Annotated in this window: 21 protein-coding genes and 1 pseudogene; 7 read left to right on the top strand and 15 right to left on the bottom strand. The window is 43.2% G+C overall.

The features are described 5' to 3' along the window. Nucleotides 1–17 precede the first annotated feature (17 nt). The 4 genes from HUK62_RS03710 to HUK62_RS03695 all read left to right on the top strand — a co-directional run bounded on the left by HUK62_RS03710 (nt 18) and on the right by HUK62_RS03695 (nt 3,890). Complete coding sequence (locus HUK62_RS03710; protein ID WP_176537116.1) at nt 18–1,466, top strand: coniferyl aldehyde dehydrogenase; 1,449 nt, start codon at nt 18–20, stop codon at nt 1,464–1,466. Nucleotides 1,467–1,625: 159 nt separating this feature from the next. After that, nucleotides 1,626–1,862: a 50S ribosomal protein L28 gene (rpmB, locus tag HUK62_RS03705; RefSeq protein WP_000048256.1), complete on the top strand. Its 237-nt coding sequence runs from the start codon at nt 1,626–1,628 to the stop codon at nt 1,860–1,862. Between the two features lie 12 nt (nt 1,863–1,874). Next, complete coding sequence (rpmG, locus tag HUK62_RS03700; RefSeq protein WP_003654787.1) at nt 1,875–2,030, top strand: 50S ribosomal protein L33; 156 nt, start codon at nt 1,875–1,877, stop codon at nt 2,028–2,030. A gap of 144 nt (nt 2,031–2,174) precedes the next feature. Then, on the top strand, nt 2,175–3,890 hold the full coding sequence (locus HUK62_RS03695) for a cation:proton antiporter (protein ID WP_176537115.1): 1,716 nt from the start codon (nt 2,175–2,177) through the stop codon (nt 3,888–3,890). Nucleotides 3,891–3,946: 56 nt separating this feature from the next. Here HUK62_RS03695 and HUK62_RS03690 read toward each other — a convergent pair whose 3' ends face one another. The 6 genes from HUK62_RS03690 to HUK62_RS03665 all read right to left on the bottom strand — a co-directional run bounded on the left by HUK62_RS03690 (nt 3,947) and on the right by HUK62_RS03665 (nt 8,969). After that, the gene (locus tag HUK62_RS03690) at nt 3,947–4,225 is read right to left on the bottom strand and encodes a hypothetical protein (RefSeq protein WP_004692486.1); all 279 of its coding nucleotides are present in this window, start codon (nt 4,223–4,225) and stop codon (nt 3,947–3,949) included. A 105-nt stretch (nt 4,226–4,330) separates the two neighbouring features. Beyond that, nucleotides 4,331–4,834: a DUF6586 family protein gene (locus tag HUK62_RS03685; RefSeq protein WP_004692488.1), complete on the bottom strand. Its 504-nt coding sequence runs from the start codon at nt 4,832–4,834 to the stop codon at nt 4,331–4,333. 75 nt (nt 4,835–4,909) lie between these two features. After that, a complete protein-coding gene (locus HUK62_RS03680) occupies nt 4,910–5,233 on the bottom strand; it encodes an ASCH domain-containing protein (protein ID WP_176537114.1) in 324 nt (107 codons plus the stop codon). 78 nt (nt 5,234–5,311) lie between these two features. Then, nucleotides 5,312–5,572 carry an RNA-binding protein gene (locus tag HUK62_RS03675; protein WP_176537113.1) on the bottom strand — a complete coding sequence of 87 codons (261 nt, stop codon included), beginning with the start codon at nt 5,570–5,572 and terminating at the stop codon, nt 5,312–5,314. A 98-nt stretch (nt 5,573–5,670) separates the two neighbouring features. After that, nucleotides 5,671–7,659 (bottom strand): ATP-dependent helicase, encoded by a 1,989-nt coding sequence (locus HUK62_RS03670; protein ID WP_176537112.1) that lies wholly within the window; start codon nt 7,657–7,659, stop codon nt 5,671–5,673. Nucleotides 7,660–7,814: 155 nt separating this feature from the next. After that, nucleotides 7,815–8,969, bottom strand: a complete 1,155-nt coding sequence (locus HUK62_RS03665; RefSeq protein ID WP_176537111.1) for a glycerate kinase — start codon at nt 8,967–8,969, stop codon at nt 7,815–7,817. 301 nt (nt 8,970–9,270) lie between these two features. On the opposite strand from HUK62_RS03665, the gene HUK62_RS03660 reads away from it, so the two are divergent. After that, entirely contained in the window at nt 9,271–9,720 is a 450-nt protein-coding gene (locus HUK62_RS03660) for a carboxymuconolactone decarboxylase family protein (RefSeq protein WP_176537110.1), read from the top strand. Between the two features lie 83 nt (nt 9,721–9,803). Here the strand turns inward: HUK62_RS03660 and HUK62_RS03655 are convergent, their stop codons facing one another. The 7 genes from HUK62_RS03655 to HUK62_RS03625 all read right to left on the bottom strand — a co-directional run bounded on the left by HUK62_RS03655 (nt 9,804) and on the right by HUK62_RS03625 (nt 16,454). Beyond that, complete coding sequence (locus HUK62_RS03655; RefSeq protein WP_176537109.1) at nt 9,804–10,373, bottom strand: HdeD family acid-resistance protein; 570 nt, start codon at nt 10,371–10,373, stop codon at nt 9,804–9,806. A 119-nt stretch (nt 10,374–10,492) separates the two neighbouring features. Beyond that, nucleotides 10,493–11,251 carry a hypothetical protein gene (locus HUK62_RS03650; protein WP_176537108.1) on the bottom strand — a complete coding sequence of 253 codons (759 nt, stop codon included), beginning with the start codon at nt 11,249–11,251 and terminating at the stop codon, nt 10,493–10,495. Between the two features lie 47 nt (nt 11,252–11,298). Continuing rightward, nucleotides 11,299–11,745, bottom strand: a complete 447-nt coding sequence (locus tag HUK62_RS03645) for an NUDIX domain-containing protein (RefSeq protein ID WP_005400851.1) — start codon at nt 11,743–11,745, stop codon at nt 11,299–11,301. 96 nt (nt 11,746–11,841) lie between these two features. Further along, the gene (gene topA / locus HUK62_RS03640; RefSeq protein WP_005400852.1) at nt 11,842–14,484 is read right to left on the bottom strand and encodes a type I DNA topoisomerase; all 2,643 of its coding nucleotides are present in this window, start codon (nt 14,482–14,484) and stop codon (nt 11,842–11,844) included. A 36-nt stretch (nt 14,485–14,520) separates the two neighbouring features. Beyond that, nucleotides 14,521–14,970: an ammonium transporter gene (locus HUK62_RS03635; protein ID WP_004692510.1), complete on the bottom strand. Its 450-nt coding sequence runs from the start codon at nt 14,968–14,970 to the stop codon at nt 14,521–14,523. A gap of 70 nt (nt 14,971–15,040) precedes the next feature. After that, nucleotides 15,041–16,030, bottom strand: coding sequence for a hypothetical protein (locus HUK62_RS03630; RefSeq protein ID WP_176537107.1), 990 nt, complete (start codon nt 16,028–16,030; stop codon nt 15,041–15,043). A gap of 178 nt (nt 16,031–16,208) precedes the next feature. Continuing rightward, nucleotides 16,209–16,454: a SlyX family protein gene (locus tag HUK62_RS03625; RefSeq protein ID WP_004692513.1), complete on the bottom strand. Its 246-nt coding sequence runs from the start codon at nt 16,452–16,454 to the stop codon at nt 16,209–16,211. Between the two features lie 35 nt (nt 16,455–16,489). Here HUK62_RS03625 and HUK62_RS03620 point away from each other — a divergent pair, with 35 nt between their 5' ends. Beyond that, entirely contained in the window at nt 16,490–18,385 is a 1,896-nt protein-coding gene (locus HUK62_RS03620) for an ATP-binding cassette domain-containing protein (RefSeq protein WP_078389554.1), read from the top strand. A 52-nt stretch (nt 18,386–18,437) separates the two neighbouring features. Here the strand turns inward: HUK62_RS03620 and HUK62_RS03615 are convergent, their stop codons facing one another. Next, on the bottom strand, nt 18,438–18,788 hold the full coding sequence (locus tag HUK62_RS03615) for a hypothetical protein (protein WP_176537106.1): 351 nt from the start codon (nt 18,786–18,788) through the stop codon (nt 18,438–18,440). A 249-nt stretch (nt 18,789–19,037) separates the two neighbouring features. Between HUK62_RS03615 and HUK62_RS03610 the strand changes: the two genes are divergently transcribed. Next, nucleotides 19,038–19,976 (top strand): lauroyl acyltransferase, encoded by a 939-nt coding sequence (locus HUK62_RS03610; RefSeq protein WP_026056504.1) that lies wholly within the window; start codon nt 19,038–19,040, stop codon nt 19,974–19,976. Nucleotides 19,977–20,267: 291 nt separating this feature from the next. Here the strand turns inward: HUK62_RS03610 and HUK62_RS03605 are convergent. Beyond that, nucleotides 20,268–21,384 (bottom strand): annotated as a pseudogene (locus tag HUK62_RS03605) (endonuclease/exonuclease/phosphatase family protein). Nucleotides 21,385–21,414: the final 30 nt, after the last annotated feature.

Raw genomic sequence — 21,414 nt, 5'->3', positions numbered from 1 at the left:
TGAAATGGTAGTGCGGCATGAACAGTCAAACAAAAACAACTTCATTGACACCACATTCTTATGATATTCAGCACCTACAAGATGTGCTTGAACAGCAAAAGCACGCTTATTTACGCTATCCATTGCCAACCGCAAAAGAGCGTATTGACCGTTTGGCACGACTTAAGCGTATCTTAGTTAAGTATCAAGATCAATTTGCAGAGGCAATTAATCAAGACTACGGTAACCGTTCCACCAGTGAAACCAAAATTGGGGAATTGCTCACCTGCCTTGAACACATCAAATATTATAGCAAGCATTTAACCACGTGGATGAAACCCTCGAAACGTCACGTTTCAATCATTCACCAGCCAGCTAAAGCATGGGTGCAATATCAACCTTTAGGTGTGATCGGTATTATTACCCCATGGAACTATCCTTTATTACTCTCGATTGGACCCTTAATTTGTGCTTTGGCGGCAGGTAACCATGCCATGATCAAAATTTCCAGTTCATCGAGCAACTTTGGTCGCATCCTTGAAAAAGCGCTCTCCGAAGCCTTTCCTCAAGAATTAGTTTCCGTGACCAATGGCGGTGGTGCAATTTCGGATGCCTTTTGTCGTCTGGCTTTTGACAAACTGATTTTCACAGGTTCAACCAATGTCGGTAAAACCGTCATGTCTGCTGCGGCAGAGAACCTCGTTCCACTGATCCTCGAACTTGGCGGAAAATCACCAGTATTAGTACATCCTTCTATTCATTTACGGGATGTTGCGCAGCGTATAGCTGCAGGGAAACTGTGGAATGCAGGTCAAACCTGCGTTGCACCTGACTATATGTTCTTACCTAAAGGTAAAACTGCCGAGTTCATTGAGCACTTCCGCGAGTGTGTGGAAGAGATGTATCCCGACATTCTGCATAATCCAGACTACACCTCGATTATTAATGACCGCCAATACAACCGCTTGCAAGGCTATCTTGAAAATGCACGTGAGCATGGAGCGCAGGTGGTTGAGATCAACCCAGCCCATGAAACCTTCTCCGATACACGTAAAGTGCCCCCTACACTGTTAACTGGGGTCACACCTGACATGCGTATTATGCAAGACGAAATCTTTGGGCCACTGTTGCCGATCATGGAATATGATCAAATAGACGATGTTATCGAGTTTATTAATAGCCGTCCGCGTCCACTTGCATTATACTACTTCGACTTTGATCAGGCGCGTGCAGATTATGTTGCACAGCGTACTCATTCAGGGCATTTCGGACAAAACACGGTTTTGACCCATGTCGCACAAGACGATTTACCATTTGGTGGCGTTGGTGCATCAGGTATGGGAAAATATCATGGTCCAGAAGGTTTCTTCAGTTTGTCGCATGAACGGTCAGTGATGTCGAATCCCAAGTTATATAGCTTGAAATTCATTCTCCCACCGTTTAACAAACCAATTCACAAGTTGATTTCAAAGACCCTTCTTCGCTAAATGATCAAGGCATGACCTATCGCACGGGTTCATGCCTAGTTTTAATGAAAATCGCTTGTCTTTTAAGCGCATTTTTGGTATAAAACGCCCCTTGAATGATTTCATCCGTTTACTTAATAACTAGCGCACAATCGGTGCTGTCTAGCAATGGAGTTCACCATGTCTAAGGTTTGCCAAGTTACCGGCAAGCGTCCAGTCGTTGGCAACAACGTCTCGCACGCCAATAACAAAACCAAACGCCGGTTCGAGCCGAACCTGCATCACCACCGTTTCTGGTTAGAAAGCGAAAAACGTTTCGTACGTCTTCGTCTAACTACAAAAGGTATGCGTATTATCGACAAATTGGGTATCGAGAAGGTTGTTGCTGACCTACGTGCTCAAGGTCAAAAGATCTAAGGAGTCTGAACCATGCGTGATAAAATTCGCCTAGTTTCTACTGCTGGTACAGGTTATTTCTATACCACAACTAAGAACAAACGTACTATGCCGGAAAAAATGGAAATCAAAAAATTTGATCCAAAAATCCGTCAACACGTAATCTTCAAAGAAGCTAAAATTAAATAATTTTAGTTTTTTGGAAAAAACGACCTGCTTTAGGTCGTTTTTTTTTGCTTTTTTTTCGTTCGACTTGTTAAACTTTTAATCTCTTTTGGCACCTTTTGTGCTTTGCTTCTTTTTCACCCTTAACTTTTGCTTAAGGAGTTTTTAGTGCCTCATGACGTAGATCTCATTATATTACTCGCTGTCGGTTTTGGGCTTGCGCTCATTTTCGGCTATCTTGCCGTACGCTTACGCCTTCCCCCACTCATTGGTTATCTGATTGCGGGTATCATTATTAGCCCCAATACTCCCGGTATTGTCGCAGACATTCATCTGGCGAACCAATTGGCTGAACTTGGGGTCATGTTCCTCATGTTTGGTGTGGGCATGCATTTTTCCCTCAATGACTTATTACAAGTTCGACGCATTGCATTGCCTGGTGCTATTTTACAAATTGCTGTCGCGACCCTGCTCGGAATAGGCGTCAGTATGATCTGGGGGTGGAGTTTTGGCTCTGCCTTGGTCTTCGGCTTAAGCCTGTCTTGTGCCAGTACAGTGGTATTACTCAAAGCACTGGGAGACCGTGGTCTACTCAATTCAGTCAACGGTAAAATTGCCGTAGGTTGGCTCTTAGTTGAAGATCTGGTCATGGTCTTGGTACTGGTACTCCTACCCGCAACAGCAGCTCTACTCGGTGGAGAAGCCCTTGCAGGCAGTACTGATGACAACATTTGGCTTACCTTAGGCATCACCTTACTTAAAGTAGTAGGCTTCATCGCTTTTATGCTGATCATCGGGAAACGTCTTGTTCCAATGATCATGCAATTTGTCGCTCGCCTTGGTTCGCGTGAACTATTTACCTTAACCGTGGTGGCTGCTGCGGTCTCAATCGCCTTTGGCGCGTACAAAATTTTCGGTGTTTCCATGGCACTGGGCGCTTTCTTTGCCGGGATGGTCGTTAAAGAGTCTGACTTTAGCCATCGAGCCGAAGAAGAGACTCTCCCTCTACGTGAAATTTTTGCCATTTTGTTCTTTGTTGCAGTTGGCATGTTATTTGACCCACGCATCTTAGTGGAACAACCGGTGCATGTGCTTGCAGTCGTTGCAATTATTATGGTCGGCAAAACCATTGCCGCTATGGCACTGGTGCTCTTTTTCCGCTACCCCATCAATACGGCACTCACCGTCGGTGCTTCACTGGCACAAATTGGTGAGTTTTCCTTCATCTTAGCCACACTCGGGGTTTCACTTAAACTCTTGTCCCTAGAAGGGCAAAACCTAATTTTGGCAGGGGCACTCATCTCCATCACCTTAAACAGCTTTGTGTTCTCCGCAATTGAGCCTGTACAACGTTGGATTCGTGAGCGCTCACATCTAGCACGCTTACTGGAACGTAGTGGTGACCCATTGGCAATGCTGCCTGATGAAGTTTCACAAGACTACTTACGTGATCAAGTGGTAATTGTTGGACATGGTGAAGTTGGCCGTCGCATTACCAAACAATTGATGGCCGAAGACATTAAAGTGGTGATTGCGGAAGAAAACCGTGAAATTGTAGAAAACCTGCGTGAAAAAGGCATTGCGGCTGTTTCTGGGATGGCGACAGACCCTGGCGTACTGATTCAAGCCCATATTCAACATGCGCGTCTGTTGGTACTTTCCCCGATGGATATTTTAGATATTCATAAAATCGTGGATATCGCCAAAACTCTCAATCCTGAGATTCAGGTCTTGGTGTGTGCAGAAAGTAAAGAAGAAGCCGAAGTGATACGCCGCGATCAAATTGGTGAAGTTTATTTTGCAAAAGAGGAAATGGCGAAAAATATGAGCAATCATATTTTAAATCAAATTCAGATTGCGCATCATCAAACACCCACCCACTAGGGAACAAACACTGGATACAAAAAACGCACTGTTCAGTGCGTTTTTTCTTATTCGACTTAGCTGAAGAACTGTGGCTTTTCATCCACCACTTCCGCTTGCCACTCGCCTACTTGTTTTTCAAGTAAGCCGTATAAAGCCGCTTGCACCATCTGCTGAGCAACGACTGTTGTCTGGTCGCCCAATAATGCTTTGAGCTCTTCATTAAACTGGATCGTGACTAAAGGTGCACTCTCCGAACCTGCGTTACGTAGTGCGAGCTCACCACCTTCAAGTTGAACCAATTCTAAAATGGCTTCTTGATTTCCAAATAATTCTTTCAATTGTTCTATAGACATATTTCCTCCATGTTCAACATGGTGGCAAAGGCAGTTGCACTTTGCTTCGCTTAGACTTATTGATATAAGGACAAATTTTCAAACTTCAAGCGCTGGTCATCGCTTTTAGAATTCAACCATCTCATTCCGAAAGCCATCGATCAACGCCGTTAAGTCTCGATGCCACTCACGTAAAATTTTGGTATCGGGTAACCATGCCTGAGGGGTTTGAGTGACTTTAATGATCAGATTCGATGAAGTTTCTGACTCAGGTTCAGGTGTACTCGGCTCTGGCGCATACTGACACAAGCGATAAGCACGTTTTAACTCGGCAATGAAACCTTCTTTCGACAGTTGTTGCATTACAGTCACTTCAGGCGAGACTTGGCCCTTAGCTGCCATATGCTCTTCTATGGACTTCAACGTTGGGTTTAAGTCATTTAAGCGGTAGTAACGGACCAACTCTTGTAGAAACGCAAGCACCGCGCCATGCAAGTGAAACACAGCAGCCTCACGGTAAGCCTGAGCTTGTTGCACATGATCAATTTGTTCTGCTTGTTGACATGAAAGTCGAGCAAAGTAGAGTTTTTGGTTAGTGCGATCAGCATGGTAACGGGCAACACGAGTCATGAAGGGTGTTCCTAAGTTTTGGCGTTTATAACAATTCTAAGAGTAATCTTTCTATACAGCAGTGCATAATAAAAATTATGCATGATCTATTTCAATAAAATAAATCTTTCTTTTTGCTATGACAGGCATCGAAATATGTATGGGACGTACATTTGTGAGTACCCAAGCCCAATATCCCTCTTCCCAATACGATGCCATCGCCGAATCAAGCTCATCTTCTCTCCATGAGTGAATCGACTCAACATCAACCATAGCAACAGCATACCCCAACTCTTCATCGTCCTTGTGGGTTAAATAGTGCTTATTTTCCACAATAATCAAATCTTTGAGTGACCATTGCTCTGGTCGCCAAAAACGGATCTCTAAGGTTTTATTTCCTTGAGAGATTTGTCGTCCCATCGGCGCAACAATCGATAAAGCTGGATAGATTTTTTCATTTTATCCCATAAAAAAGGAGCATCAATTGCTCCTTTTTATTTATGCTTCTGGCTTCTCAGATTTATCTTCCGCCTGTTTGACGCGAATACCAGTGCCATGCAAACGTAGTGTATTAAGTCCTTTAATGGCTTTAATCGCTTCACGTGCGTGTGGCATTTCAACAAATGCAAAACCTTTCGATTTACCTGTTGCTGCATCAAGGATTAAATTACATGATGCAACTGTGCCATATTGCTTAAATAATTCAAGCAGTTCAGCTTCGGCCACTGTACGCTCTAAATTACGAACTAAAATTTTCATCTTACAACCTTCAAAAATAGGCAAAATCATCAAAAAGCAATCGCCTACGCTACTTTCTGAACATTGCACAACAAATACCACAATGTAATCTGTTTAGTTTAATCGAGATTAATCCCAAAATCTAAATTAATCGATTGGCGCTCAATTAAAGCACTCTTTACCGTTTGCTGACGAGGTTTATGATGGGTTTCCATGCTACACAAATTTCGCGTCAGATCATTCAAAAAATAACTTTCGACTTTACGCCCTTGCTCATCAATCACGTCTCGCGCCCACAGACTTAAATTTTGCTTGGTTAAAATCAGCTCATTCTGAGCACGGGTCAGTGCCACATACAAGACCCGACGCTCTTCTTCGACATCATTAAAATCACCTTGGGCACGTGCATGCGGATATTGCCCCGGGGTGACATTGACGACATAACAGACTTTTTGCTCTGTACCTTTGGCCGAGTGAATGGTAATCAGAGTGACGACATCACTATCGGACTGGCGTTCGATTTCAGAAATCGACACAGGATCAAGCACATATTCCTCTAGAAACTCACTCAATTGGGTATGTTTAGAAGCTAATTGTTTAACCAATTCAAAGTCACCTTGGCGTCTGTTCCAGTCTTTTTTATAATTTTCCGCCAATTGTGCTTCAATCGCCTGAATACCCAAACTGACACAAGCCTGTACCTCCTGTTTCAGTACCGTCATTTGCTTCATGATCAACACAGTTTCAGCCGGAATCCGCCCAAATTTCTCTAATTTATCAAAGATCAAATCAAACTCAGGCTCCAGTAAAAGTTGCTGAGCGAGACGACTTGCACCGACATCTCCCACCCCATTCCACAAGGTAAGAAAACGCATCCATGCAATATCATCCAGAGGGTTGGCAATCACGCGCAGCAAGCTCAGTAAATCTTTCACATGCGCGGTTTCAAGCAGTTTCATGCCCCCAATAAATCGATAGGGGACATTGGCTGCAATACATGCTGCCTCAATATGCCGTGCTGCAAAGCTGGAACGCACCAAAACCATATGATCCGACCATTTACTGCCTTGTAAGTAATGGCGCTCTTTAATGTCGATCGCAATCCATTTTGCTTCATCAAACTCATTTGGGAAAATGTGCATGCAAGGCTTCACGCCCTCCCCCCGATGCGCATCTAGGCGTTTGTTATATTGAATCTCAGATTGATTGAGCAGCCAATTGGAAAGGTCTAAAATTTCTTGGGTTGAACGATAATTTTGCTCCAATTTAAACACCTGAGCATTCGGAACACGGTCTTTAAAGTGGTGAATATTTTCAAAATCTGCACCACGGAAACCATAAATCGACTGTGCATCATCACCGACACAGAACAGGCTTACTTTGTCTTTGAGAGGTTCAAGCAAGGTCCACTGCAAAGGGTTGGTGTCCTGCATTTCATCGACCAGCATGTGTTTGCAGAGCGATGCCACATAGTCGGCTAAACCGTCTGACTGGTCGAGTGCTGAGGCCACGATCGCAAGAATATCGTCATAATCTAAAAAACTACGCGCACGTTTTCGTGTCTCGTACTCTTTCATGATTTCCGCAATTTGATCTTTAAAAGCCAAATGCTCAGGATGCTGTTTTTCTAAGGCATCACTCAACTTTTGACGCGTATTTCGTGCAAAAGAATACAGATCACACAGTTCTTGCGGTTTAGGCAATTGATTGGGATTTTTCTTGTCATCTTTCCCACGAATCAGGCGGAACATCATCAGCTGATCATCACGATCAATAATTGAAAACTGCTCTAAACCAAAGGCCTTCGGTACACGGCGCAGCAGATACATACAAAAAGTATGAAAAGTTGATGCACGCAGCCCTTTGGCTTGCTCACCTAAAGCCAACTCCACTCGCGCCACAATTTCACTGGCTGAACGGCGGGTAAAGGTTAAAATCTGAATTTGGTTGGCAGGAATCCCTTGATCAATTAGGTACGCCGCTCGTGCCACAATGGTTTTCGTCTTGCCACAGCCAGCCCCTGCGAGCACCAGACTGTGTTGCGACTCAGTCGTGGCAGCTTGTTTTTGTTGCGGGTTTAATTCATCAATTAGGCTGGCTAAACTCATAATCACTCATCAATTCGTGGATGCTACTAGTTTAACAAATCTATGACATCAATATGAGGCTACAGCAACGATTATCCATTTCTGTCTAAAATATACCTTCAAATCTGGGGCTAAGACCTTATGTTCGAACCGCTTACTGCCTCAAAAATTTAAAATTAAGCTTGCTCAGTATGAATTAAAAGCAAAAGTCGAGTAATGTCCTCACAGCTGTTTTGCAAATTCTGCTCTGCGTTTTTCAATGCTGTTGCTAAATCACAGTCAGGTTCATTGATCGAAACAATTTGACTAAACCCTTCATCAAATAATGCCTCAACATCCTCTCCGACACGTCCAGCAAAGGCAATCACTGGTTTATTCAACTGCTTGGCTAACTGAGCCACTGCCCACGGCGTTTTGCCAAACTTGGTTTGGAAGTCGATACTGCCTTCACCCGTAAAGACATAATCGGCTTGCTTTATTTTCTCCGTCAGTTGAGTTTGCTCAATCACCCACTTCGCGCCAGACTGAAGCTTAGCGCCTGTAAAGGCCATTAGACCAAAACCTAGCCCTCCTGCGGCGCCTGCCCCCGCAATATTACGTACCTGTAGATTAAGCTGTGTTTCCACCACATCCGCAAAGTGACTCAAGTTTTGATCCAACTGCTCAACCATCTCTGCGCTCGCCCCTTTTTGCGGGCCAAACACATACGAAGCGCCTTGCATGCCACATAGTGGATTGGAGACATCAGAGGCAATCAAAACTTGAACCCCGTGCAAGCGTGGGTCTAAAGCCTGTATATCGATCTGTTCAATATCTTTTAAATGGCCACCACCAACGGGCACTTCCCGCCCTTGTACATCTAAAAACCTTATTCCAAGTGCTTGAGCCATACCACTGCCTGCATCATTGGTAACACTGCCTCCAAGTGCCAAAATAATTTTGGATACGCCTGCGTCCAAGGCATGCCGAATCATTTGCCCCGTCCCCAAAGTTGTGGTCAATAATGGTTTTCGCTGTGCGGGCTCAAGTAGATGAATACCATTGGCTTTGGCCATTTCAATAACAGCCGTTTGCCCGCCATCAAATAAGCCCCAATACGTTTTAACTCGTTGTGATGGCAATGGCCCTGTTACTTCACATTCGACTTTTTGGCCAGCCAAAGATGTTAATAAAGCATCGACTGTGCCTTCGCCACCATCGGCCATGGGTACATGTATACATACAGCATTAGGGATTATGTTTTGAATTCCACGCTGCATCGCCGCACAAGCCTGTTCTGCTGTCATACTTTCTTTGAATGAGTCTGGCGCTAAAATAAAAGTTGTCATCATCCATCATTTTTTAGAAAATTTAATTTATTAATAACACGATTTATAAATTTTCCGCCCGCATTTTTCTCTTTTCATTGTCCTTAACACAGTTCGTTATCATTGAAATTAAATACATCTCGATAAAGACAAAATAACCTCAATGATTCTTTAATTCTAAACATAGAAGAGTTTTACTATGCGCGTCACCAAAACGACCACCTTGACTCATTTGTTTTAATGCATAAATTAAACAAAGTGCCAATCAATTAGCCTATAAAATCATCACTAAACACTCAACGCTCTTTAAAAAAATAGGTGATGTATGCAACGTATCAATTTGGGAAAAGCTGCACCTGAACTGTATAAAACAGTTTTAGAACTCGAAAACTTATCCATGCAAAAAATCCAACAAGCAGGTCTTGAGATTGGGTTTTCACACTTACTGAAACTGAGAGCCTCACAGATTAACCAATGCGCATTCTGTGTGCGTATGCATACACAAGATGCCATGAAAGCAGGCGAATCAATGGAACGGATTGCCCTCATCAGTGCATGGCAAGAAAGTGGATATTTTTCCGAAAAAGAACGCGCCGCGCTGATTTTAATTGAAGAAATTACACTCATTGCTCAGCAGCATTTCCCCGACTCGGCGTATCAACAAGCAGCAAAAAACTTATCCGATGCAGAAGTTGCTGCTATTGAATGGATCGCGATTGTGATTAACACGTGGAATCGTATTGCGATTTCAAGTCAATATGCCGTCAATCCATAAGCCTGCCATTCAGCTTTTCAAATGATAAAAGCACACGAAAAAGGGAGCCTGCATGAGGCTCCCTTTTATTTTTTAAGAATGCTTTATTCAGATTGGCTTGCTGGTGGAATCTGCTTAATGGCTGCCGCTAGAGTCAGATAATTAATCCCTTGGAATAAAATATCAAAAGCAAGGAATAAGCCCAGCACCCAAAATGGGGCATCTGGTGTGGTTAAAATCATAATGCCTGCCAGCAGAGTTAAAACACCAGAAAAAAGTGTCCAACCCCAACCTTGGAATGCTCGAAATAATATTGCATTAAAGATACGAATGACCCCTGCAATAATCAAGAAAACCGCTAAAACACTGGTCAATACAATGGCTGTTTTCACAGGGGTGCTAAATGCATAATAGCCTGCGACCAAATACAACACACCAAACAATGCCCATAACCAGCGGAAGCCACCCTCAAAAACCTTAAAGGCTGCGATGAAGTGTAGAACACCACCTATCATCATCAGCACGCCAAAGATAAACACCATAGATAAGGTGGCAAAAGGCAAAGCGGCCAAAAGAATGAAACCAAACAACACCAATAAAATCCCTAAACCCAAATACCATTTACGATTTTCATGGAGTTGATGGCGAACTAAATCATTACCGACTGTTTTCATCTTCTTCTCAAGTTTGATTTTCGTTCACTTAGTTTTAACATGTTTTGCAGCGAACTTGTAGGTTTGAGTTTATCCACACTATCAATCCATGCTGTGGATAAACCTAGCATTATCCACAGTTACTTTTTCCACCCAATTTCAATCGCAGTGATCTCATTCACCAATGTTTCATCAATCGATTCAGGCATTTTACTCTGTGTTTGCGAGGTTGGAATGTGCCCCGCCATTAATTCAGCTTTGGCTTGAGGAAACAGCGGTTGTTGATTTGGATATGCATAACCCGCCGGATACATCGGCTGCCCTGTGGCTAAGTCATATTTATCACTGGCACCAAAGGCATGTAAAAGTTCATGTGCAAGCACGACTTTGTTTTGCTCAGTTTGCTTGGTCGATGCAAATAAATTCACCGAACCAATGCGACCTTTTTGCAAAGCTGTCGAGTGTTTCAGCTCTTTAGTCAGTGCAGGATCATAATAGTTCAAATATAAAGTAACGGCTGGTGCACCATCTGAACCTTGATGGTTTTTCCATGCATAATAACGGAACTTTAAGCTCCACAAGACCGTATCCAATAAACTTGCCTGCTCAGGCACTTTCGGTGGTAGCTGTTTGAGTTCACGCCCAAGTTGGAAGTAAATCGCAATCGGTTGTCCGCGATATGTCGCCGACATCTGCTCTAAATAACCTTGCACCCCTTTTAAGTTCGCAGGCGTCAATTGCTGTATATATTGCTGAGTTGTGCCTTGCCCATCTGCATTAACTGGATGGAGTAATACAATAATGGGCTTACTCCAATCTTGGTTCTGATCCCGGTAAGCATTCACAGCAACCACCAATAAAATCAGCAGCAAGATTAAAATACGAAGTTTTTTCCACATCTTTGATCCCCAATTTTTAATAATTTTTTATCACAATGATCAGTACATTACGTAATTTCTAAATGTATTATAGGTTGTTGTAATACAAAGTTTTCCCAAATAAAGTCGTATAATTTTCTTTGATTTGAAAATACAGCCACAGTTTTAGCTTCAGATAAGCTGCACCACCGATATTCAGTATGCTCATGATTCAATAGAACAGATTGGTTTTCAGCACAGAAGCCAACAAATGCGGGAATCATTTCAATCACATTCAAGCTTGGCTCATAAAACTGCTCGATGTAATCTGCACTAAATAAACGTTGTGGCTGAATGGCGGTTTCTTCTTTGATTTCGCGAAGTATCGCTTGGCTGGCGGTCTCCTTTTCTTCAACCTTTCCTGCGACATGGCACCAATAATCATCTTTAACACGCTTCATCAATAACAGTTTAATTTCACTCTCAATTTTTGACAGTAAAACTGCGGATACAACAACAGAGCGAATAGGAATCATACATTAACCAGAATCTTTTTTTATTTATAGCTGTACATCATATAAAAAATGCCCACCAAAGTGAGCATTTCTTGATTATTTCTAAGCAATTAGAACTTAAGCTTCAACCCATTTTCCATCATTGAACACCAATGACCACTTGGTTTGCTTACCTTCAGGCGTTTCAGAACCAATATATTGCGCTTGATTCTTACGGCTAAATTTGACCAAAGTTGGATTCCCTTCAGGGTCAACATCAGGTGCTTGCAAAATAAACTGATACTTCGGATCAAGCTGATCGGCAACACTACGAAGTTCCGAAACTTTAGGTGCACGTGTTTCACGTACTTTCGGGAACTTACTTGCCGCCAAGAATAAACCAGCCGCCCCATCACGTAATACAAAAAAGTCATCATGCTTGGTTGAACGTAAATGTTCCATCTTAATCGGGTCTACACGCGGAGGTGCAGGCTGACCACTTTTTAAGACTTTACGTGTGTTATCACAGCTTGAGCAAGCAAAATAAGGACCAAAACGCCCAGTCTTCAGCTGCATTTCCCCATCACACTTATCACATGGAATGGTTGGGCCATCATAACCTTTGATTTTGAACTCACCTTCTTCAAGTTCAAAACCAGCACAGTCTGGGTTATTACCACAGACATGTAGCTTACGACCACCGTCGATCACATAACTATCCATCGCAGTTTCACAGATTGGACAGCGTTTTTTCGACATCAAATCTGCTGTTTCTGCTGCGTCATCATCAGAAAGTGCGGCAAGTGATTCAACTGGCGTTAAGTTCAACGTGCCTTTACAACGCTCTTTCGGCGGTAAGTTATAGCCAGAACACCCTAAGAAGACACCTGTGGTTCCCGTACGAATCTGCATTGGGCGGTCACATTCTTTACAGTGTACGGCTTCAACCTCTACAGGTTGGTTGCGGCGCATACCGCCTTCACCTTGCGCATTGGTCAGGCGCTTTTTAAAGTCGCCATAGAAACTGTCGAGCAACTCTTTCCAGTTGCGTTCACCATCAGCCACTTTATCGAGCTGACCTTCTAAGTCCGCGGTAAAGTCATAGTTCATGAGGTTATTGAAACTTTCATCTAAACGATCAGTAACAATTTCACCCATTTTTTCTGCATACAGACGGCGGTTCTCGAGTTTGACATAACCACGGTCTTGAATGGTCGAGATAATCGCCGCATAGGTCGATGGACGACCAATGCCTTTCTTCTCAAGCTCTTTCACCAGTGACGCTTCGGTAAAGCGTGCAGGTGGCTTGGTAAAGTGTTGCGATGGATCTAATTTTTCAAGCGTCAGGATTTCACCGACTTTCACCGCAGGCAATAACACATCATCGTCTGACTTGTTTTGACCACGGACTTTAGTGAAACCGTCAAAGACTAAGGTGCGACCTTTGGCTTTAAGTTCAACACCGTTGGCATCCACTAAAATAGTCGATGACAAGTATTCTGCTGGTGTCATTTGACACGCGACGAATTGACGCCAAATCAAATCATACAAACGTTGTGCATCACGTTCCACACCCACTAAGCTATCGCCTTTTAAAGCCACATTCGATGGACGAATCGCTTCGTGGGCTTCTTGTGCACCCGCTTTGTTACCATAGCGGTTCGGCTTAGCAGGCAGATACTTCGTACCAAACTCGGTCTCAATATGATGACGTACCATATTCACCGCATCGTCACTCAAAAAGGTCGAGTCGGTACGCATATAGGTAATAAAACCAGCTTCATACAAACGCTGCGCCAACATCATGGTTTTCTTCACAGAGAAACCCAAACGTGTACTGGCGGCTTGTTGTAAAGTCGAGGTGATATACGGCGCGCTAGGATTGACCTTGGTCGGTTTATCTTCACGTGCTGAAACTTTGTAATCTGCGTCTTTAATGAGCTTCAATAAAGCATCGGTATCGGCTTTATTGCGTAACTTTAAGGCTTTACCTGCTTGTTTGACGGCTTCTAAACGAATCTCATCGGTCTGTGACTTGGTGTCTGCAAAAACTTGCCAGTATTCTTCGGGAATAAAGGCACGAATTTCACGCTCACGCTCAACCACCAGTTTAACTGCGACAGACTGAACACGACCTGCCGATAAACCACGGGCAATTTTTTCCCAAAGTAATGGCGAAATCATAAAGCCGACGACGCGGTCTAAAAAGCGGCGTGCTTGTTGCGCATTAACTTTATCGATATCAAGGCGTGCTGGATGCTTGAATGCATCTTGGATGGCATTTTTGGTAATTTCGTTGAATACCACACGTTGATAACGTGAGTCATCCCCACCAATCACTTCTTTTAAATGCCAAGCAATTGCTTCTCCTTCACGGTCCAAGTCCGTTGCGAGATAGACCTCGTCAACTTGCGAAGCAAGCTTTTTCAGTTCAGCAACCACATGCTCTTTGCCTGGAAGCACTTCATAATGTGCTTTCCAGTCATGCTCAGGATCAACCCCCATACGATTGACCAGTGCATTTTGTGCTTTTTCAGCTTTCTGAGCATCGGTCAGTTTGGTTCGTGTTGCTGGCTTCTTTTCTGCAGTCTTACTAGAACCACCTGTAGGTAAATCACGCACGTGACCCACAGACGACTTCACAATGTAATTCGAGCCTAAATATTTATTGATTGTTTTCGCTTTTGCAGGCGACTCCACAATCACTAAAGCACGCTTTTTCCCAGCCTCAGGAGAATCTGCTGTAGTACTTTTGGATGTGGACCGAGGAGCTTTCGCCATATTAACCGTTAATCCTGTTTCAATGGGTCTGTAAAATTAAAGTTCAGCCAAAGACTGTAAATATGCTTTCATGGCATCTAACTGGGTTGCTCTTAAGTCAGAATGCTCATCCCAATAGAGTCCCACGCAGTTTGCTTGCATATCAATAGCATAAATACCCTTTAATTCAATGGGTAAATGTTTAAACTTGTCATCACCTGTAATGAGTTCAAGCTGTTGATCAACAACGCGAGCGCGCATTAAAGGTAGGCGTGCTTCTGGAATCAGGACACTGTAGTACGCCACCATGCTGGCCCGGTTTTCCGAAGCCATTGGTATTTTCGTCCAGTCAGGTGCTGCGACTAAACGCGGGTGTAAACCCATCTTGCGCGCTTTATCACGCATTTCACCTAAAGCTTTCTCTCTTGGACTTACACGAAGTCCAAAAATCGAGCCGAGGATGAATAAGATGATAAATCCGACAACCCAAATTCCAGTATTTTCCATAGCACAACCTTTTTATTCCTTTATTAGAGTTGCATAAGCACAATATAAAACGCAAGTTTGAACGATAAAATTAATTTAAGAACATTTCATGACTATATAGAACTTCATGTCCATTCCAGTAAATATAGCCTTTATCGAGTAACTCTTTCAGTAACATACGCACATCTGACTTCGGAAACATTTGCTCAAGCAAATCACGTAGTGCATAGATATCTTTGGGTTTATTGGTTTTTAACTCGCGTAGTTTTCGTGCGACCTCAAGCTGTACAGGATCAATCTGTGCAAAGTTTTTAAACAGTTCTTGTTGCGCGGACTTCATATCTACAGTTGGTTCAAGCACACCTACCATACTGTCTTTTTGCAGTTGCTGTAGTGCTTGTTGCATGCTTTTCGGCTGTGTAATTGGGTCTTGTTCATTCAAATTCAGTGCCAACCACTGCTTCAACACTTTTTTACGAAAGCGAATCTGCTCATCATAGCGTTTGATGATTTTGAGATTAATCAACATCCCTACCACCCGCTGCGTCTTTTCAGGTACGAGTTGCAAAATATTACTTATTGAATTTTTTAGACCGTCCAATGTGTTCGGCTTACCTGACATTTCCCCCAAAGCATCACAATATTTTTTGACCATTTTTAAATAAGGCTGATTTTTGATGCTGTCTAAACTGGGAAGATGACGTTGAGTCGTTAACGCTTCAGACTGAATGAGAATCAAATTGCTTTGAATATGCGAAGATTGCATTAAGTCCAAGAGTATTTCTGCTGTATTGACCGCAGAGATAATTTCAACCTGCGTCTCTGGCTCAAGTAAAGCCATTAACTGTCCCACCACAACGGCATATTCGAACTCTTTTTGCTCGGCTTTGGGCGTGTCTAAAATCACCACTTGACCACTGCTGATCCAAGCAGCTAATTCTGTTAAATCTTGCAATGCATACTCAAATTGACCTTGGCAATGAAACAAATACAAAGTCGGATAATGCTCCACAATCTCGCGCAACAATTTGGCAGTCGGAACATTATTTTCAAGGTCAAGAAGAACAACTTTTTGAGTCATAGGACAGTTTTTATGGGATGCACCAGAAAGCGGGTATTAGAGTAGGAACTACATCAAAGGTCAAATGATTTCGTCAGTCAAATTGGGCTTTGAGTTGGGTAAAACAAAAAAGAGACAAGACTCAGCACTATCTGCACCCCACATCACAGCATTTTTTAGCCCCAGACAGCAAATGAACTTAATAATGTGGTGGACGATCGGCCATCGGATCAAATGTCGCAATTCCATCGGACAAATCTGAAGATTCAACACGTTGATACAAAATTTGCATTTGTTTTTTTAAATCAGCAATTTCCAGTCCTTGAATCACCAATTGTTCATTGAGTTGTTCAACTAAATCATCTAAAAATGCAATTCGGACTTGCAAATCTTCAATGGGTGCGGACAATGGCGCTTGATTATCAATATTTTGTTGTTTAGACACTTCAAGTCCTCATTTGAGATTTTTCAGGAAACATTATGGCCTATATTACTTTAAGGGATGTCCAACTTGCGTTTGGTGGACCTGCCTTGCTCGACGGCGCGAACTTTTCATTGGAGCGCGGTGAACGAGTGTGTTTAATTGGTCGTAATGGTGAAGGTAAGTCTACTTTACTTAAACTGATCGAGGGAAGTTTATTACCCGATTCTGGTGAAGTTTCTCTGCAAAACGGCATCACCATTTCCATGTTGGCGCAAGATGTGCCGATGGACTCGGGTAAAGTGGCGGATATCGTGGCAGACGGCGCAGGTGAAGCCGCAGATGTGCTCAGAGCCTATCATGAAGCCAGTGATGCTTGTGTATTGGGTGATATGGATGCATGCGACCGTATGGGTAACTTGCAACATAAAATGGATATGTTAGATGGCTGGGCTTTAGAAACCAAAGTCAATTCCATTTTAAGCAAAATGGGCCTAGACCCAGATGCTGATTTGGCTGATTTATCGGGTGGTCGTAAGCGTCGTGTGCTGCTTGCTCGTGCACTCCTCACCCAACCCGATGTACTATTACTGGACGAACCAACCAACCATTTGGACGTTGAAAGTATTGAATGGTTAGAAAAATTTCTACTCGATCAAAATAATTTAACTTTACTGTTCATCTCGCATGACCGTTCATTTGTTGACAGTATTGCAACTCGTATTGTAGAGCTCGACCGTGGCACTTTGCGCAGTTACGAGGGTAACTATTCACGCTACCTCGAACTAAAAGCACAGCAAATGGAAGCTGAGGAAAAGCAGAATGCACTGTTTGACAAACGTTTAGCTGAAGAAGAAGTGTGGATTCGCCAAGGGATTAAAGCGCGTCGTACGCGTAACGAAGGTCGTGTACGTGCCTTAAAAGAACTACGTGAACAATCAAAAGCCCGTCGCTCACAACAAGGCAAAGTCAGCATGGCGACACAAGACGCTAGCCGTTCAGGTAAAGTGGTCTTTGAAATTGAGAACTTAAGCGTTCGCTTTGGTCATGATGCGCCGATCATCAAAGACTTCTCTGCATTAGTGTTACGTGGTGACCGTATTGGTCTTGTTGGTGACAACGGTGTCGGTAAAACCACCCTCATTAAAGCCATTTTAGGCGAACAAGAACATACGGGTACGGTGAAAACTGGCACACAATTGGAAGTAGCTTACTTCGACCAATTACGTAATGCTCTCGACCTTGAAAAATCTGTCAAAGATAACGTTTCAGAAGGTTCTGACCATGTCGATGTGAATGGTAACCGTCGTCACATTTACAGCTATTTGCAAGATTTCTTGTTCTCACCAGAACGTGCGCGTACACCAGTCAAAGCCCTTTCAGGCGGTGAGCGCAACCGTATTCTTTTAGCCAAGTTACTACTTAAGCCATCTAACTTAATCGTGATGGACGAACCCACCAATGACTTGGATATGGTGACACTAGAGCTGCTAGAAGAAATGTTGTCTGACTACAAAGGCACTTTACTGCTTATTTCGCATGACCGTGCCTTTATGGATAACGTAGTAACCTCAACTTGGGTGTTCGATGGTAAAGGCAATATCGATGAATACATTGGTGGTTACCAAGATTACTTACAACAGCGACCAGACCAAACTGCGGTTGATCAAAAAAGTGCTGTGAAAAAAGCAGCGGCAAAAGCTGAAGCGAACGCAGCACCTGCTAAAAAAGTCAAACTCAGCTATAAAGATCAACGTGCACTTGAACAACTGCCTGCCGAAATGGAAGCACTGGAAAAAGAGCAAGCGGAAATCAATGCCTCACTTGCAGATGGTTCATTATTTATTTCAGATGCAGACAAGGCGATGACGTTGTCAAATCGTTTGACTGAAATTGATGAGCTATTGCTGGAAAAACTGGAACGTTGGGAAGAACTGGAAAATTTAACCAAATAATTTTTCGTAAACTCCATAAAAAAACTCCGCACAATGCGGAGTTTTTTTATATTTAACGCGGCTGACGATGCCCACCTCCGCTAGGATGTACGCCAGCACCTCCACCTGAATGTATCCCGCCCCCGCCAGGATGAGTTCCGCCACCACCTGAATGACTACCTCCTGGATGCAACCCACCTCCACCAGGCTGCCCTCCTCCTGGATGGATATGATCAGGATGTTGCCCTCCTGGATGTCCACCGCCATGACCATTAGGTGGTGGACGATGGTCTTCTAGTGGAAAGGGTGCATACCCAGTCCAACCAAACCCGTGATAATAATGATTATAATCATCATATGGACTATAGACACAGCCCGTTAAAGCAATAAATAGCACACCGCAACTGATAATGTTTTTTAGCATTTTTATCCCTCTGTTCTTATCTTTCTTCTTAGTATTGTGAATTTCACCCAAATTAAAACAAAACAAATGTTGCGAGATATTTAGACCCCGTTCTCCACTGAGCATGAATACAGTTTCACCCACCTCATAAAAACCATCACAACTTGATATGAGAAGGTCCTGTACAACAGGTTCATGGTGAAGATTGCATCTTCATTCTTGCTTCATGCTAAACTCGAAACATTCTCTTTTCAGCCTTTATCGCAATTTATGAGTTCGAAGCCAGACTATCAACCCGGTGAATTTCAGTGGTCTTTTCTGCATCCCAAATATTGGGGCGTTTGGATTGGTATCGTCTTTCTCATGATATTGGCGATTCTCCCATGGGCAATTCAACACCGACTGGCAACCCTCTTAGGCAACCTCAGTTTTAAATATTTGAAGTCGCGGCGTAAAACCACCATTCGTAATCTGGAAGTGTGTTTCCCTGAATGGTCGGCCCAAGAGGTCCTTGAAAATGCGCGTCTGGTTTTTGTCGATCAAATGCTGGGGGTCTTTGAAACGCTGAATGCGTGGTATAACCCAAAGTGGTTTACTGGCCGTGTCAGTATTGAAGGTTTAGAACATATTCAAAAAGCACAAGCAGAAGGTAAAGGTGCACTGCTTTTAGGAACCCACTCTACTTTGCTCGATGCGGGTGGTTATCTATGCGCGCAGTATTTTGAACCAGATGTGGTGTATCGCCCACAAAATAATACACTGCTGGATATGCTCATCTACCGCTGTCGTTCCACCATTTATGCACATCAAATCGATCATGATGACATGCGTGGTTTGGTCCGCAACTTAAAAAATGGCCATGCCATTTGGTATAGTCCAGATCAAGACTTTGGTTTAAAACAAGGTGTTATGGCACCTTTTTTTGGCGTTCCCGCAGCGACTGTTACAGCACATCGTCGCTTATTGAAAATGACCAAAGCCGCAGCCATCCCTCTGTATTTTTATCGTGATGGGGATATTAAAAACCCACAATACAAAGTGTTGATTGAACCTGCGGTGGAAAACTTACCCAGTGAAGATGAAGTCGATGATGCGACACGCGTGAATCAAATTATTGAAAATCAACTCCGTATTGCTCCAACTCAATATATGTGGTTCCACCGTCGCTTTAAAACTCGCCCCGCAGGCTATGACAAGATTTATTCTTAACAAAAAAAAGTGCTGCTTAAAAAGTAGAACCCGAGTTCTGCGTCCTGCAAAACTCGGGTACATGAGGTTGTGCTTTCAACGTTATTCTTGTTTTATTCGGTGGCATTCCATACCTACATCATATCCATGATGATTTCCATCAGCTTCAACTTCCATACTGGGATGATCCATTCCCGTTCCATCTGCTGATGAGACTAGAATATGGGGATATCAAATGACTAACCATTCGTCAGATTCCCAAATCCCTGTAAGCCATATCCTACACTGATGAAATCCGAGCGCCCCGTATGTTTACTGGTAATCTTTGACAATTTTATCTGTCACCTGCTTACCTTCTCGTTCCGCTTTCTCAATTCCATCTTCAATCGCCTCCTGCGCTTCTTGCTCATCGGCTTCGGTTTGTTCCAGCTCTTCTTGCACCTGCTCAAACACCCGACCGGTTTGTAGCACCACATATACGGGGAAATGATCTGAACCCATATGTGCTAAACGCTGCATCTGCACTAAGGCAAAATCCGTACTGTGAAAAACATGATCCAGTGACCAGCGCAGCAAGGGATAGTCGGCATGAAAAGTATTGACAAAATGTCGTCCGACTCGGGGGTCTAGCAGCCCACTGATCCGTTGAAAAAGTCGTGTCGTGCGCGACCACGCCACATCATTCAAATCCCCCATCACAATACAACTTTCATCCAAATCTTTAATCTGATCACCAACTATCAATAATTCAGCATCACGTAAAGTAGAGTCTTTGGCTTCTGTCGGACTTGGTGGTTTCGGGTGTAAGCAATACAGTTGCACTGGCTGTCCTGACCTTAAGATGACTGTGGCATGAATCGAAGGAATTTCATCGCTCAAAATAAACTTAACTTCAATATCTTTAAGCGCTAAACGACTATACAAGTGCATGCCGTACAGATTATCCAAAGGCACTGCAACCCGATAGGGATAGTCATCTTCCAGTACACTCAAGGCTTGTTGCCAATGTGCATCTGACTCTAAAGTCAAAATCAAGTCTGGTTGATACTGACGAATCTGCTGCAGCAATAAGTGATATTGAGTATTGAGTATTGGGCGTTAGTACATTCGACACAATTAAAGAAATCTGACGCTCTGACTGTAACTCTGTTTTGGTAACCGTTTTAACCTGTTTTTTCCACACAAAAGTATAAGGCAACACCATTTTGAGTTGGTACGCCACCGCCGCAATTAACCCAATCAAAATAGCTTCACGCACCCAATCCCAAGGCGCATCCCAAAGCAACATCAAGATAAAAGCAATTAACCCCAATGCCAAAATCTGTAAGCGTGGAAAATCTGCGCCTCGAAACCACCATTCATCTCGTGGAATCAGAGACCAGAAGCTTAACCAAATCACAACACATGCCAGCAACTCAACCCAGATCATAGATACCCACTCTTATATTCTTAATTTTTT

Source organism: Acinetobacter sp. NEB 394, from assembly GCF_013374795.1.
Classification (GTDB): Bacteria; Pseudomonadota; Gammaproteobacteria; order Pseudomonadales; family Moraxellaceae; genus Acinetobacter; species Acinetobacter johnsonii.
The sequence above is the reverse complement of the archived record's forward strand: the minus strand, read 5'-3'. Positions and strand labels throughout refer to the sequence as shown.

Bases quoted from the DNA above. Each gene is read 5' to 3' on its own strand.
- HUK62_RS03610 (WP_026056504.1), top strand. From the start codon at position 19,038: ATGAGTTCGAAGCCAGACTATCAACCCGGTGAATTTCAGTGGTCTTTT.
- HUK62_RS03645 (WP_005400851.1), bottom strand. From the start codon at position 11,745: ATGATTCCTATTCGCTCTGTTGTTGTATCCGCAGTTTTACTGTCAAAA.
- rpmB (WP_000048256.1), top strand. From the start codon at position 1,626: ATGTCTAAGGTTTGCCAAGTTACCGGCAAGCGTCCAGTCGTTGGCAAC.
- HUK62_RS03675 (WP_176537113.1), bottom strand. From the start codon at position 5,572: ATGAAAATTTTAGTTCGTAATTTAGAGCGTACAGTGGCCGAAGCTGAA.
- HUK62_RS03690 (WP_004692486.1), bottom strand. From the start codon at position 4,225: ATGTCTATAGAACAATTGAAAGAATTATTTGGAAATCAAGAAGCCATT.
- HUK62_RS03660 (WP_176537110.1), top strand. From the start codon at position 9,271: ATGCAACGTATCAATTTGGGAAAAGCTGCACCTGAACTGTATAAAACA.
- HUK62_RS03615 (WP_176537106.1), bottom strand. From the start codon at position 18,788: ATGCTAAAAAACATTATCAGTTGCGGTGTGCTATTTATTGCTTTAACG.
- HUK62_RS03635 (WP_004692510.1), bottom strand. From the start codon at position 14,970: ATGGAAAATACTGGAATTTGGGTTGTCGGATTTATCATCTTATTCATC.
- HUK62_RS03650 (WP_176537108.1), bottom strand. From the start codon at position 11,251: ATGTGGAAAAAACTTCGTATTTTAATCTTGCTGCTGATTTTATTGGTG.
- HUK62_RS03655 (WP_176537109.1), bottom strand. From the start codon at position 10,373: ATGAAAACAGTCGGTAATGATTTAGTTCGCCATCAACTCCATGAAAAT.
- HUK62_RS03620 (WP_078389554.1), top strand. From the start codon at position 16,490: ATGGCCTATATTACTTTAAGGGATGTCCAACTTGCGTTTGGTGGACCT.
- HUK62_RS03630 (WP_176537107.1), bottom strand. From the start codon at position 16,030: ATGACTCAAAAAGTTGTTCTTCTTGACCTTGAAAATAATGTTCCGACT.
- HUK62_RS03665 (WP_176537111.1), bottom strand. From the start codon at position 8,969: ATGATGACAACTTTTATTTTAGCGCCAGACTCATTCAAAGAAAGTATG.
- HUK62_RS03685 (WP_004692488.1), bottom strand. From the start codon at position 4,834: ATGACTCGTGTTGCCCGTTACCATGCTGATCGCACTAACCAAAAACTC.
- HUK62_RS03680 (WP_176537114.1), bottom strand. From the start codon at position 5,233: ATGGGACGACAAATCTCTCAAGGAAATAAAACCTTAGAGATCCGTTTT.
- topA (WP_005400852.1), bottom strand. From the start codon at position 14,484: ATGGCGAAAGCTCCTCGGTCCACATCCAAAAGTACTACAGCAGATTCT.
- rpmG (WP_003654787.1), top strand. From the start codon at position 1,875: ATGCGTGATAAAATTCGCCTAGTTTCTACTGCTGGTACAGGTTATTTC.
- HUK62_RS03710 (WP_176537116.1), top strand. From the start codon at position 18: ATGAACAGTCAAACAAAAACAACTTCATTGACACCACATTCTTATGAT.
- HUK62_RS03670 (WP_176537112.1), bottom strand. From the start codon at position 7,659: ATGAGTTTAGCCAGCCTAATTGATGAATTAAACCCGCAACAAAAACAA.